The sequence below is a fragment of the Micromonospora echinofusca genome (assembly GCF_017614955.1).
Lineage (GTDB): Bacteria > Actinomycetota > Actinomycetes > Mycobacteriales > Micromonosporaceae > Micromonospora > Micromonospora echinofusca_A.
Genome location: NZ_WVUH01000239.1, coordinates 1 through 11,712 on the forward strand (window position 1 = coordinate 1; position 11,712 = coordinate 11,712).

14 protein-coding genes and 1 pseudogene are annotated in these 11,712 nt (G+C 73.8%); 5 read left to right on the top strand and 10 right to left on the bottom strand.

The genetic code is table 11. The features are described from left to right. Together GSF22_RS23245 and GSF22_RS23250 are read right to left on the bottom strand one after the other, a co-directional pair. On the bottom strand, window positions 1–340 hold a 340-nt coding region (locus GSF22_RS23245; RefSeq protein WP_208815856.1), incomplete at its 3' end, for a preprotein translocase subunit TatB. 93 nt (window positions 341–433) lie between these two features. Beyond that, window positions 434–1,825, bottom strand: coding sequence for a S1C family serine protease (locus tag GSF22_RS23250; RefSeq protein ID WP_208815857.1), 1,392 nt, complete (start codon window positions 1,823–1,825; stop codon window positions 434–436). A gap of 349 nt (window positions 1,826–2,174) precedes the next feature. On the opposite strand from GSF22_RS23250, the gene GSF22_RS23255 reads away from it, so the two are divergent. Next, window positions 2,175–2,828, top strand: a complete 654-nt coding sequence (locus tag GSF22_RS23255) for an O-methyltransferase (protein ID WP_208815858.1) — start codon at window positions 2,175–2,177, stop codon at window positions 2,826–2,828. 57 nt (window positions 2,829–2,885) lie between these two features. Here the strand turns inward: GSF22_RS23255 and GSF22_RS23260 are convergent, their stop codons facing one another. Both GSF22_RS23260 and GSF22_RS23265 read right to left on the bottom strand, forming a co-directional pair. After that, window positions 2,886–4,400 carry a leucyl aminopeptidase family protein gene (locus GSF22_RS23260; protein WP_208815859.1) on the bottom strand — a complete coding sequence of 505 codons (1,515 nt, stop codon included), beginning with the start codon at window positions 4,398–4,400 and terminating at the stop codon, window positions 2,886–2,888. Between the two features lie 154 nt (window positions 4,401–4,554). Then, window positions 4,555–4,722 carry a DUF3117 domain-containing protein gene (locus GSF22_RS23265; protein WP_007455245.1) on the bottom strand — a complete coding sequence of 56 codons (168 nt, stop codon included), beginning with the start codon at window positions 4,720–4,722 and terminating at the stop codon, window positions 4,555–4,557. Window positions 4,723–4,912: 190 nt separating this feature from the next. Between GSF22_RS23265 and GSF22_RS23270 the strand changes: the two genes are divergently transcribed. Both GSF22_RS23270 and GSF22_RS23275 read left to right on the top strand, forming a co-directional pair. After that, complete coding sequence (locus GSF22_RS23270; RefSeq protein ID WP_208815860.1) at window positions 4,913–5,731, top strand: PaaX family transcriptional regulator; 819 nt, start codon at window positions 4,913–4,915, stop codon at window positions 5,729–5,731. A gap of 3 nt (window positions 5,732–5,734) precedes the next feature. Then, the gene (locus tag GSF22_RS23275; RefSeq protein WP_208815861.1) at window positions 5,735–6,526 is read left to right on the top strand and encodes an enoyl-CoA hydratase-related protein; all 792 of its coding nucleotides are present in this window, start codon (window positions 5,735–5,737) and stop codon (window positions 6,524–6,526) included. A 22-nt stretch (window positions 6,527–6,548) separates the two neighbouring features. Here GSF22_RS23275 and GSF22_RS23280 read toward each other — a convergent pair whose 3' ends face one another. The 5 genes from GSF22_RS23280 to GSF22_RS23300 all read right to left on the bottom strand — a co-directional run bounded on the left by GSF22_RS23280 (window position 6,549) and on the right by GSF22_RS23300 (window position 9,881). Beyond that, window positions 6,549–7,301, bottom strand: a complete 753-nt coding sequence (locus tag GSF22_RS23280; protein WP_208815862.1) for an SDR family NAD(P)-dependent oxidoreductase — start codon at window positions 7,299–7,301, stop codon at window positions 6,549–6,551. Window positions 7,302–7,465: 164 nt separating this feature from the next. Next, window positions 7,466–8,053 (bottom strand): hypothetical protein, encoded by a 588-nt coding sequence (locus tag GSF22_RS23285; protein ID WP_208815863.1) that lies wholly within the window; start codon window positions 8,051–8,053, stop codon window positions 7,466–7,468. After that, the gene (locus GSF22_RS23290; RefSeq protein ID WP_208815864.1) at window positions 8,050–8,697 is read right to left on the bottom strand and encodes a DNA-3-methyladenine glycosylase I; all 648 of its coding nucleotides are present in this window, start codon (window positions 8,695–8,697) and stop codon (window positions 8,050–8,052) included. The genes GSF22_RS23285 and GSF22_RS23290 overlap by 4 nt, the downstream gene beginning before the upstream one ends. Before the next feature lie 54 nt (window positions 8,698–8,751). Further along, complete coding sequence (locus GSF22_RS23295; RefSeq protein WP_208815865.1) at window positions 8,752–9,249, bottom strand: SRPBCC family protein; 498 nt, start codon at window positions 9,247–9,249, stop codon at window positions 8,752–8,754. Next, a complete protein-coding gene (locus GSF22_RS23300) occupies window positions 9,246–9,881 on the bottom strand; it encodes a DivIVA domain-containing protein (RefSeq protein ID WP_208815866.1) in 636 nt (211 codons plus the stop codon). Before GSF22_RS23300 ends, GSF22_RS23295 begins: the two co-directional genes overlap by 4 nt. A gap of 91 nt (window positions 9,882–9,972) precedes the next feature. Between GSF22_RS23300 and folP the strand changes: the two genes are divergently transcribed. Continuing rightward, entirely contained in the window at window positions 9,973–10,842 is an 870-nt protein-coding gene (folP, locus tag GSF22_RS23305; protein WP_208815867.1) for a dihydropteroate synthase, read from the top strand. A gap of 60 nt (window positions 10,843–10,902) precedes the next feature. Here folP and ndhC read toward each other — a convergent pair whose 3' ends face one another. Then, window positions 10,903–11,280, bottom strand: coding sequence for an NADH-quinone oxidoreductase subunit A (gene ndhC / locus GSF22_RS23310; RefSeq protein WP_208815868.1), 378 nt, complete (start codon window positions 11,278–11,280; stop codon window positions 10,903–10,905). A gap of 187 nt (window positions 11,281–11,467) precedes the next feature. On the opposite strand from ndhC, the pseudogene GSF22_RS23315 reads away from it, so the two are divergent. After that, a pseudogene (locus GSF22_RS23315) lies at window positions 11,468–11,712 on the top strand (hypothetical protein); the annotation flags it as partial.

The window sequence follows — 11,712 nt, forward strand, 5'->3', positions numbered from 1 at the left end:
GGATGTCGGCAGCCGCCGCGACGTCCTTCAGCTCCCCGTGCACGCCCTTGATGTCGGCGCGGAGGTTGTCGTAGACGCCCTGCAACGGCTTGCGGATCGCCGCCTCGTCCTCCTCGCTGAGCAGGTGCTTGCGGATGAACGCCTTCGGGTGCAGGTCCTCCAGCTGGATGTCGGTGCCCAGCTCGCGGCTGAGGTCACCGGTGGCGTTGGTCGCCATCCGACGCAGGTTGCGCAGCAGCCGGAGGCCGTCACCGATCACCGTGGGCAGCCGGTCACCGAAGATCAGCAGAGCCAGCAGCAGGAGCGCTCCGATCTCCCACCAGTTCAGGTTGTCGAGCACGCGGGCAGCCTCCTCGTCGGCATCCAGCCAAGAGTACGCACGTGGGGACCGGTCCGGGAGGGGGTGGCCGGGGCCCACCCGGTGAACGGAAGGCTATTTCACGTCGGCGGCCAGGGTCACCGAGGTGTTCTGCCGGTCCGATCCCCGCCGGTACTCGACGGTGACGACCGAGCCGGGTGCGTGCTTGCGGACCAGGGCGATCAGGTCGCTCGGCTCCTCCAACGGCCGGCCGGCCAGCCGGAGGATGACGTCCCCGGCGCGCAGGCCACCGGCCGCCGCCGGACCGGAGGGCTCGACCGCCGACAGGCGTACCCCCGAGGCGGCGCCCGAGCCGGCGTCACCGACCGTGGCGCCGATGACGGTACGCCGGGCCTTGCCGGTGTCGATGATGTCCTGGGTGATCCGTTTGGCCTGGTTGATCGGGATGGCGAAGGCGAGGCCGATGTTCCCGGCCTCCTCCGCGTCCGCCGCCAGGGACTTGATCACCGAGTTGACGCCGATCACCCGACCGGCCCCGTCGACCAGCGGCCCGCCGGAGTTGCCCTGGTTGACCGCCGCGTCGGTCTGGATCGCCGCGTAGTAGCGGGTCGTACCGCCCGGCTCACCCGCCCGGATGGTCCGGTCCAGGGCGCTGACGATGCCGGCGGTGACCGTGTTGGCCAGCGAGAGCGGCGAACCGAAGGCGAGCACCGGGTCACCGACCGCGAGGGCCTCCGAGTCACCGAACTCGACCGGACGCAGACCGGTCCGGGACACCTTGATCACCGCGACGTCGGACTCCGGGTCCTTGCCGACCACCGTCGCCGGGGCGGTGGAGCCGTCGTTGAAGGTCACCGTCGCCCGGCCGGAACTCACCTCCACCACGTGGTCGTTGGTGATCACGTAACCGTCGGCACTGGCCACGAACCCCGAGCCGACGCTGGTGCCACCCCGGCCGCTGACCCGTACGGTCACCACGCTGGGCAGCACCCGCGCGGCGACACCGGCCAGCGAGTCGGGCCGCCGCTGGGCCGCCACCGGCGCCTCGCCGGGCGGGGCCCCGAGGGTCGTACCGCCGCCCACCCCGCCCCGGACCGCGAAGGCGTAGCCGAGGGCACCACCGAGCATCCCGGCCAGCAACGCGGTGACCAGGGAGATCAGGAAGACCGGGCCGAGCCGACGGCCGGTGGGCGCGTCCGGGTCCCGGACCGGTTCGGGCTCACCGGGCCCACCGACCGGGGGCGCCTGGAGCACCACGGCGGCCGGGGCGTACGGATCCCGCCAGGGGTCGGTGAGGGCGTCCGACCACCACGGGGAGCCGGCTGTCGGGGCACCCGCGTCCGTCGAGGGCCCGCCACGCACCGTGCCGGTCGCCGTCGTCGGAACCGGCTGACCCGCACGGACCGGCGGATGCGCCGGTGCCGGGGTCCCGCCGGGCTGGCGCCAGTTCCAGCCGTCGGTCACGTTCAGTGCCTCCCAGTCCGTCCCGGAAACCGCCCACCGCATCATCGACTACCGCCGCACCACGGTTCCCGTCCGGTCTCCAGGATTGCACGGTCGGCCGCACCGGGTCAGCGGTTGCCGCCGCCGGACGCCGATCGACGAAGTGGACCGGTGGTCACGGACCGCCGTCGACGGGGCGGGCCCGTGCTCACCGACCGCCGATCGACGGACCGGACCGGTGGTCACCGCCCCCGGCCGCCCGCCGACGGACGGGTCAGCGGCTGCGACCGGTGACGGCCACCTCTAGGCTCTTACCGGCAAACCCGCCCCCGCCGCGCTCCGCGCCGGTCCCTGCCCGCGCCACGCGTGCCGGTGTCCGGGTCCGCGCCGCGTACCGCCCTGGAGGTGCCCCATGGTCACCGTCGCCAGTTCCCTCGCCGCGACGAACGCCCAGGCAGCGCAGTTCGTCGAAGCCTACGTCCCCGAGGACCTGGTACTCCGTACCGCCCGCAGCCTCGCCAAGGAGGTCGGCCTGACCCCGGTCACCCCCTCCTCCGGGGCGGCGCTGCGGCTGCTGGCCGCCGCCGGCAGCGCCCGGGCCGTGGTGGAGATCGGCACCGGTACCGGGGTGAGCGGGGTGTGGCTGCTCCGGGGCATGCGGGCGGACGGCGTACTCACCACGATCGACGTGGAGGTGGAACACCAGCGGATCGCCCGACGGATCTTCGTCGAGGCGGGCTTCCCGCCGGGGCGTACCCGGATCATCACCGGCCGGGCGCTGGACGTGCTGCCCCGGCTCGCCGACGGCGCCTACGACCTGGTCTTCGTGGACGCCGAGGTGGCCGAGTTCAGTGCCAGCGTGGACGCCGCCCGGCGGCTGCTCCGCCCGGGTGGGGTGCTCGCGGTCAACGGGGCGTTCGCGGGCGGCCGGATCGGTGACCCGGCCGCCCGGGACGTCGAGACGGTGACGGTACGCGAGACGGTGAAGGCGGTCCGGGAGTCGGAGGAGTGGGTGCCGGCGCTGCTCCCGGTCGGCGCCGGCCTGCTCGCCGCCGTCCGCTGCTGACCGCCGGCCGCCAGCGGTACCCGCTGCGGGCCGCCGGCCGACTCTGACGGATACCCGTCAGTCGACGGTGGCCAGCCAGCGCAGCAGCGAACGGACCCCCCAGCCGGTGGCGCCCCGGGTCAGCTCCCGGTGGTCGCCCTCGGCCCAGGACGGTGCGGACATGTCGATGTGCAGCCAGCGGTCCCGCAGGTCGCCGGTGAACTCCCGCAGGTAGAGCGCGGCCAGCGTGGACCCGGCGCCCTGGGTGGGCGCGCTGTGCAGGTCGGCCAGTTCACTGCCGAGGTACTCGACGTAGTCGGGGGTGAGCGGCATCCGCCACGCGTACTCGCCGGCCTCGGCGATCGCGGCCAGCACCGACCCGGCCAGTTCGTCGTTCTCGCTGAACAGCGCGCCGGTGCGCTTGCCGAGGGCCACCGCGTTCGCCCCGGTGAGGGTGGCCAGGTCGATCAGGTAGTCCGGCGACAGTTCCCGCACCGCGTACGCGAGGGCGTCGGCCAGGACGAGCCGGCCCTCGGCGTCGGAGTTGGTGGTCTCGCTGGTGATGCCGCCGTAGTGGCGGATCACGTCACCGGGGCGGAACGCCGAGCCGCTGACCATGTTCTCGGCGAGCGGGGCCAGGGTGGTGATCCGGACCGGCAGGCCCAGGGCGGCGGCGCCGAGGGTGGCGGCGAGCACGGCCGCCGCGCCACCCATGTCCTTGCGCATCAGCTTCAGCGCGTCCTTCGGCTTGATCGAGATGCCGCCGGTGTCGAAGGTGATGCCCTTGCCGACCAGCACGACGTGGGTACGCGCGGCCGGCGGCTGCCAGCTCAGCTCGACCAGCCGGGGGCCCTGGGCGGAGCCACCGCCCACCGCCACGATGCCGCCGAACCCCTCGGCGGCCAGTTCGTCCGGTTCACGCACCCGCACGGTGAGGTGCTCGACGCCCTCGGCGGCGGCGACGATCTGGTCGACGAACCAGGCCGGGCTCTTCAGCGACGACGGGGTGTTGGTCAGGTCCCGGGCGAAACGGGTCATCCGGGCGGTGGTGACGGCGGTCTCCACCACGTCGGCGTACCCGGCCGGGTCGCCCACCGCCACGACCACCTCGGCCAGCGTCGGGGCGTCGTCGGTGTGCTGCGCCATCCGGAACCGGTACGACGCCAGCAGCAACCCCTCGACCAGGCCACGGACCGCAGCCGGCGCGACGCCGTCGGGCAGGGCGATGGTGACCGAGGTCTCACGGGCGACGGCCCGGGCCACGGCGGCACCGGCGCTGCGCCAACCGGCCTCGGCACCGTCGCCGACCCCGACCAGCAGCAGCCGGCCGGGCTCCCGCAGCGGGCGGTGGAAGAGTTCGGTCTCGCCGGCCCGGCCGGTCAGCGCGGCGGCGTCGACCAGGGCGGTGGCCTCCGCGACCAGTTCCCCGGGCAGGCCCGGCCGGTGCGGTGCGACCGTGGCCGACCGGTCCTCGTCGCCCTGCTGCGGGCCGGCGGCTGGGGCGTCGCCACCCGGCTGCGGGTCGGCGGGGCGGATGGGCAGGACGAGCGTGTCGAACCCGGCGGGCTCGGCTACGAGACGGATGGCGAGCACGCCGGCCGTACCTCCTGAAGTCGGGTGATGGTGGGCCGCCGACCTCTCGGTCGTCACGGCCGCACCGGGTGAAAACCCCTGAGCCACCGGTGGGGCCGGTGGCTCAGGGGTCACGAACGTCCGGGCGCCAACCGCCGCCCTCGCCGCTGGTCGGTCAGCCGGCGGCGGCCTTCAGCGCGTCACCGAGCGCGTTGGCCTCGTCGGGAGTCATCTCGACGACCAGCCGGCCACCACCCTCCAGCGGAACCCGCATGACGATGCCCCGGCCCTCCTTGGTGACCTCCAGCGGACCGTCGCCCGTCCGCGGCTTCATCGCCGCCATGTTGTCTCCCCTCAGACCTACATCAGGGTTGGTGGGTTACCCCACAGCCACCTCGTCCGTAACCACCGTCCGCGAGCGAACGGTTTCGCCCAACGATTTTCCCTGATGAACACCGCCGGACCCAAACCGAACCAGCATTGATGTAACAGCATCTAGCATATCGTGGGAAGGCCTGTCACAATGTGCGGTCATGCAGGCACGGTCGGCACTCTTCGACCTGTACGGCGACTATCTCCGCCCCCGGGGCGGTCGTGCCCCGGTCGCCGCCCTGGTCAAACTCCTCTCGCCGCTCGGCATCGCACCACCGGCCGTCCGTACCGCGGTCTCCCGGATGGTCCGACAGGGCTGGCTCCACCCGCTCCGGCTCTCCACCGGGCCGGGCTACTCGATCACGTCGAAAGCCGCCCGCCGGCTGGACGAGGCCGCCGCCCGGATCTACCGGACCGGCCGGATCGGCTGGGACGGCCGGTTCGACCTGATCGTCCTCACCTCCGCCGGTGCCCGCCGGGACCGGCAGCGGCTCGCCGCCAGCCTGGCCTTCCTCGGGTACGGCATGCTCGACGAGCAGACCTGGGTGGCCACCCGACCGGGTGAGGACGTCGACGGGATGCTGACCGAGGCGGGGGTGCGCTACGAGCGGTTCACCGCGGCGCACGCCGGTGGCACCTCCGGCGCCATGGAGGTGGTCCGCCGGGCCTGGGACCTGGCCGAGATCGGCCGGGCCTACGAGAGCTTCGTGGCCGACCAGCGCCCCCTGGTCAGCTCGGTCAACGGGCGCAGCTCGGACGAGGAGGCGTACGCCGTCCGGTTCCGGCTGGTGCACGCATGGCGTACCTTCCTGTTCCGGGACCCGCAGTTGCCTCCGGCGCTGCTGCCCGACCGCTGGCCCGGCACCAGCGCGGCGAGCTTCTTCGACCGGCACGCCAACCGGCTGCGGCCGGCCGCTGACCGGTACGTCGAACAGTGCCTCGACGCCAGCACCCGCATCAGCCGACAGAAGGGCCGTTGATCCGTGACCGAGCCGTTGCTCGTCGACCGCACCGATGCCGTCGTCACCCTGACCCTCAACCGGCCGGACGCGATGAACTCCCTCGACGTGGCCCTCAAGGAGGCGCTGCGGGACGTCCTGGCCGAGTTGGAGACCGACCGGAGCTGCCGGGCCGTGGTGCTGGCCGGGGCGGGCGGCTCGTTCAGCGCCGGTCAGGACCTGCGCGAGCACGTCACCACCCTGGAGACGACCGGCGCCGACCCGCTGGCCACCGTGCGGGCCCACTACAACCCGATCGCCGCCCGGCTGGCCAACCTGCCCAAGCCGGTGGTCGCTGCGGTACGCGGCATGGCAGCCGGGGCCGGCGCGTCGCTGGCCTTCCTCGCCGACTTCCGCATCGGCGGGCCGAAGACCAGCTTCCTGATGGCCTTCGCCCGGGTCGGGCTGGCCGCCGACACCGGGGCGTCCTGGTCGCTGCCCCGGCTGGTCGGCCACGCCAAGGCCGTGGAGCTGCTGATGCTCGCCGAGCCGGTACGCGCCGAGGAGGCCCACCGGCTCGGTCTGCTCACCCGCCTGGTCGACGACGACGAGCAGGTCCTGCCGACCGCGCAGGAGCTGGCCGCCCGGCTCGCCGCCGGCCCGACCGTGGCGTACGGGGCGATCAAGCGCCAGCTCTCGGTGGGTGACGCGGGTACCCTCTCCGAGGCGCTGGCCGCCGAGGCGCAGGCCCAGTCGATCTGCGGGGCGACCGCCGACCACCGGGCCGCCACCTTCGCCTTCGTCAACAAGGAGCAGGCGACCTTCCAGGGGCGCTGACCGCCCCGGTGCACCGGCCGGCTCACCGGGCCACGTACCCGCCGTCGATCGGCACCGTGTGCCCGGTGATCCACCGTGCGTCGTCGGAGGCGAGGAAGGCCACCACCCCGGCCACGTCGTCCGGGGTGGGCATGCCGGGCATCGGGTTGAACGACTCCATCCGCTGCCGCATCGCGGCCGGGTCGTCCGCGCTCTCGATGAAGTGTTCGACCAGCGGGGTCATCACCACCGTCGGGGCCACCGCGTTCACCCGGACGCCCCGGGCGGCGTACTCGATCGCGGCCGAGCGGGTGAGGCCGACGATGCCGGCCTTGGTGAAGGTGTACGGGGAGATGTTCTCCTGCGCGGCCAGCGCGGTGGTGGACGAGGTGTTGACCACCGAACCGCCCGGGTTGCGCAGCAGCGCCTCGATGCCGTACTTCAGCACGTGGAAGACGCCGTCGCCGTTGACCCGCCGGACCCTCTCCCAGTTGTCCAGGTCCATCTCGTGCAGCGGCTGCTGCCGGCCGTCGATGCCGGCGTTGTTGAAGATGACGTCGATCCGCCCGTAGTGCATCAACGCGTCGGCGATGCCCTGCTCGACCGCGCGGGCGTCGCCGGTGTCCATGGTCACCGCCCGGGCGTCCGGGAGACTGGCGGCCACCCGCCGGGCGCCGTCGGCGTCGATGTCGGCGACCACCACCCGGGCGCCCTCCCCGGCGAAGCGGCGGGCGGCGGCCTCACCCAGCCCGGACGCGCCACCGGTGACGAAGACGACCCTGTCCTGGAACCTCATCCCACCCGCTCCTCACCCGGCACGGCGGGCGCCGGCCGGGTGAGGGTTATCCCGGAATCGCGCGGGGAAACCCGGACGTTCCCGGGCCCGGTCCTGGGCACGCCCGGGCCGGTGACCCCGGGCCGCTCCGGGACGTTCCCGGGCCGGTGAACCCGGGCCGGGTCTCAGTCGTCGTCCTCCTCCGGATCCTGGTTGGCCACCGCGCCGAGCACGAACGCCTGCATGGCCAGCTCGTCCCCGGAGGGCGACACGAAGGCGGGCAGTTCGCGGGGGCCCAGCTCCAGCACGTACGACCAGAAGATCCGGGCCGCCTCGGCCGGGGTGGCCGCCTCGATCGGCAGGTGCACGCTGACCAGCCAGTCCCGGCGCTCGGGGGCGGGTCCGAGGCGGCCGGCCAGGGTGTCGAACACCGCACGGTCGAGCGGGGTGACCGGCCCGGCGACGGCGAGGTTGTCGGCCGGCAACGGGTCGTCGAAGGCCCGACGGGTGTAGGTGACCACCAGCGGTAGCGGTGTCTCCGCCGCCGACTGCGGGTCGTCAGGGTCGTACCCGTCCCCGGCCGACCGGGCCACCCGGCCGAGCGCCACCACCGAGGGCGGGTCGTCGCCGACGGCGACCAGGACGTCGTCACCGGGTCGGGGCCGGTCACCACCGTCGAGCCCGGTCAGTTCCAGCGTCTCGTGGTGCACCAGCCGCTCGGCCTCGTGCCGCCCGGCGGGGAGCACCACCAGCCAGGCGTGCGGCCCGTTCATACCGCCGCTCCCTGCCGCTCCGTACCGCCCGTCCCGTCCCGCACCGTCATGACGACCATCCCATCACGCGGGGCGGGCAGCTCGACGTGACAGCCGTCCAGATGGTCGTCGACCATGCCGGTGGCCTGCATCAGGGCGTACGCCGTGGTCGGCCCGACGAACCGGAACCCGCGCTTCTTCAACGCCTTCGCCAGGGCGGTGGACTCGGCGGTCAGCGCGGGTACCTCGGCGAAGGACCGGGGGCGGGCCGGCCGGGGTGGTGGTGCGAAGGACCAGAGCAGCGCGGAGAGCCCCTCGGGCAGGTCGAGCGCGGCCCGGGCGTTGGCGACGGCGGCCTCGATCTTGGCCCGGTTACGCACGATGCCCGCGTCCCCGAGCAGCCGTTCGACGTCGGCCGGGCCGTACCCGGCGACCTTGTCGATCCGGAAGTCGTCGAAGGCGAGCCGGAAGGCGGCCCGTTTGCGGAGGATGGTGAGCCAGGAGAGCCCGGACTGGAACGCCTCCAGGGTCACCCGTTCGAAGAGCGCGTCGTCGCCGTGCCGGGGTCGGCCCCACTCGTCGTCGTGGTACGCGATGTAGTCCGCTGTGCCCGCCGACCAGCCGCAGCGGGGGCGCCCGTCAGCGCCGATCACCAGGTCCGTCACGGGTCCCACGGTAGGCCAGCCACCGACCCGGGGCTGGGGCGGGCGGCGGCCGGGTCAGGGCAGCCGGCCCTGCTCCACCAGCCGGCCGAACTTCTTCAACGCCTGGGTGAGGCTGAGCTTGGAGCCGGGCCAGAGCACCGGCCAGGCCAGCCGGCCGGCGGCTCCACCGGGCAGGTGGAACCACTCGTGCCAGACCACCTGGGTACGGTCCCGGTCCATCTGGGTGCAGCGCAGCACGCCCGGACCGCGCAGCAGCCGGCCGCAGTGCACCACCCCGACCTCGTACGGCGGGTCCACCCGGACGACCCGCATCTCGTCCCGCAGTACCGCCGGACCGACCGCGGTGACCGCCTCGATCAGGCTGCCCTCACCGCCGTCGCCCTGCACCACCCGGACCCGGGTGAACGGGATCCAGTCGGACTGCCGCTCCCAGGCGGTGAACGCGGCGAAGACCCGCTCCGCCGGCGCGTTGACGATCACCGTCGCGGTGACCTCGCCGGAGCCGGGGCGCGCGGCGTCGCGGAACTCCTCGGTACCGGTGGGGTCGCTCATGCCGGCTCCGACCGGGCCACCGGCTCGGACGACACCGCCGCTGCCTCACCGGGCTTCCGGGCGTCGGCCTGCTCGTGCGCGTCGGTGTGGTCCCGATCGTCGGCGGGCTCCTGCCCGTCGGCGTCGACCGTGCCGGTCCCGGTCATCTCGACACGCGGGCCGTCGTCCGCCGCGTCGTCGACCGGCCCGCTGCCTTCGGCCGGCTGGCTGCCTTCGGCCGGCACGGTGGCGGGCGGCACGGTGGCGACGGCCGCTATCCCGTCACGGTGGGCGCCGAGCGCCGCCTCGCGGGACCGGCGCAGGTCGTCCGCCTCGGCCGTACGCCCTTCGCGCAACGCGGTGACCTCCGCTTCCAGCACCTCGATCAGCTCGCTCTTGTAGCCGATGTCGTAGGCGGCCCGGCGCAGCGCCTGGTCGACCTGGGCCATCCGGTACCCGCGCGGCGCCGTGTCGAAACGGACCCGGCCCAGGTCGGTCTCCTGGAGGGGGCGGTTGCCGGGCAGCGGGACGGAACGACCGTCCGGCTCGGTCGGCGCCAGGCCCGGGTCGCTCCCGGTCACCAGGACCGTCACGCCGAACACCACCGCGCCGACGGTCAACGCCACGACAAGTATGAGCAGAAGCTGACCCATAGACAGATCGTGGCACGCGGGGATGCCCGAGGCGACCCCGCCACCCCGGGTCGACTAGCGTCGGTACGGACGGTGGCGAGGAGGTTCGGGCATGTCGGACACACTTCGGCTGGGTGGGCGTTCCTTCGCTCCCGGCGAGCTGGCCGTCATGGCCATCGTCAACCGCACCCCCGACTCGTTCTTCGACCGGGGGGCCACGTACGGCGCGGACAGCGCGTTGCGGGCGGTCGAACGGGCGGTCGCCGAGGGCGCCGACATCGTCGACATCGGCGGGGTCAAGGCCGGTCCGGGCGAGGAGGTGGACGTGGCCGAGGAGATCCGGCGCACGGTGGCCACCATCGCGGCGGTCCGGCTGGAGTTCCCGGACGTGGTCATCTCGATCGACACCTGGCGGGCCAAGGTCGCCGTGGAGGCGGTGGCGGCCGGCGCCGACCTGCTCAACGACACCTGGTCCGGGGCGGATCCGGCACTGGCCCGGGTCGCCGCCGACACGGGTACCGGCCTGGTCTGCTCGCACGCCGGTGGGTTGGCCCCCCGGACCCGCCCGCACCGGGCGGCCTTCGACGACGTGGTCGCCGACGTGGTCACGACGGTGACCGGCCTCGCCGAGCGTGCGGTCGGTCTGGGGGTACGCCGGGACGGCATCCTGATCGACCCGGCGCACGACTTCGGCAAGAACACCCGGCACTCGCTGGAGATCACCCGTCGGCTGGACGAGCTGACCGCGACGGGTTGGCCGGTACTGGTGGCCCTCTCCAACAAGGACTTCGTCGGCGAGACCCTCGACCTCGGGGTGGACGAGCGCCTGGAGGGGACGCTGGCGGCGACGGCGGTCTCGGCCTGGCTGGGTGCCCGGGTCTTCCGTGCCCACCAGGTCCGGCAGACCCGGCGGGTACTGGACATGGTGGCGTCGGTCCGGGGCGACCGCCCGCCCGCGCTGACCCGGCGGGGCCTGGCCTGACCGGGGCGCGGCCCCGCACACCGGCTGGCGGGGGCCTGCGGACGGCGGGCGCGCGGGCGGTCAGCTCCAGCGCAGGATGTTGCGCCGCCAGGCGTAGAGGATGCCGAGCGCGAGCACCGCGACGAAGATCCCCATCTCGGCGACGGTGACCAGCCCGAAGCCGGGCCGGTCGAAGACCACCGCCCACGGGAAGAGGAAGACCGCCTCCACGGCGAAGAGCACGTACAGGTAGGCGTAGACGTAGTAGCGGATCTGCATCTGCGCCCAGTCGGTGCCGACCGGGTCGAGGCCGCACTCGTAACCGGCCCGCTTCCCCGGCGGGTCGGCCGGCCGGGCCGGGCGGAGCAGGCGGTTGGCGCCGAACGCGCCGACGAAGACGAGGGCGCTGGCGAGCAGCAGCAACCCGAGCGTCGCGTACGACCCGAGATATCCGCTCACGACCGGTCAGCCTACCCGGCAGCGGCGGCGCACACCCCACCCGACGTTGCGTGATCATGTCGTCACGCCTGACACAAGTTACGGTTTTGTTTCCGACGGGGACTAGTGCCGGGCGGCAACGATCCCGGAGAGTGAATCAGCCGATCGGCCGGTTGTGGAGGCGGCGTAATCACTCTCCGGAGGACAGATGGCACGTGTCGTGGTCCGGGCTGCCGACCGGCGTGCCTCCCGCATCTCCCGTACCGCCCGCCTGCTGATGGTCCCGGTGCTGGTCGTGGCCCTGGTGTCCGCCGCCGCGCCGGCCGCCGCCACCGGCCTGCCGGCCGACGGCCGGCAGGCCACCAGCCTGTCGATGCCCGGGCCGGTGACCGATCCGGCGGGTGACCCGCCGGTGGACCCGGGCGGCGAGCCGGCGGATCCGCCGCCCCCGGT

What these genes read in the sequence shown, in the direction of transcription:
- GSF22_RS23250 (WP_208815857.1), bottom strand. Translation starts at nt 1,825, where the DNA reads ATGCGGTGGGCGGTTTCCGGGACGGACTGGGAGGCACTGAACGTGACC.
- GSF22_RS23255 (WP_208815858.1), top strand. Translation starts at nt 2,175, where the DNA reads ATGGTCACCGTCGCCAGTTCCCTCGCCGCGACGAACGCCCAGGCAGCG.
- GSF22_RS23265 (WP_007455245.1), bottom strand. Translation starts at nt 4,722, where the DNA reads ATGGCGGCGATGAAGCCGCGGACGGGCGACGGTCCGCTGGAGGTCACC.
- GSF22_RS23270 (WP_208815860.1), top strand. Translation starts at nt 4,913, where the DNA reads ATGCAGGCACGGTCGGCACTCTTCGACCTGTACGGCGACTATCTCCGC.
- GSF22_RS23280 (WP_208815862.1), bottom strand. Translation starts at nt 7,301, where the DNA reads ATGAGGTTCCAGGACAGGGTCGTCTTCGTCACCGGTGGCGCGTCCGGG.
- GSF22_RS23285 (WP_208815863.1), bottom strand. Translation starts at nt 8,053, where the DNA reads ATGAACGGGCCGCACGCCTGGCTGGTGGTGCTCCCCGCCGGGCGGCAC.
- GSF22_RS23295 (WP_208815865.1), bottom strand. Translation starts at nt 9,249, where the DNA reads ATGAGCGACCCCACCGGTACCGAGGAGTTCCGCGACGCCGCGCGCCCC.
- GSF22_RS23300 (WP_208815866.1), bottom strand. Translation starts at nt 9,881, where the DNA reads ATGGGTCAGCTTCTGCTCATACTTGTCGTGGCGTTGACCGTCGGCGCG.
- folP (WP_208815867.1), top strand. Translation starts at nt 9,973, where the DNA reads ATGTCGGACACACTTCGGCTGGGTGGGCGTTCCTTCGCTCCCGGCGAG.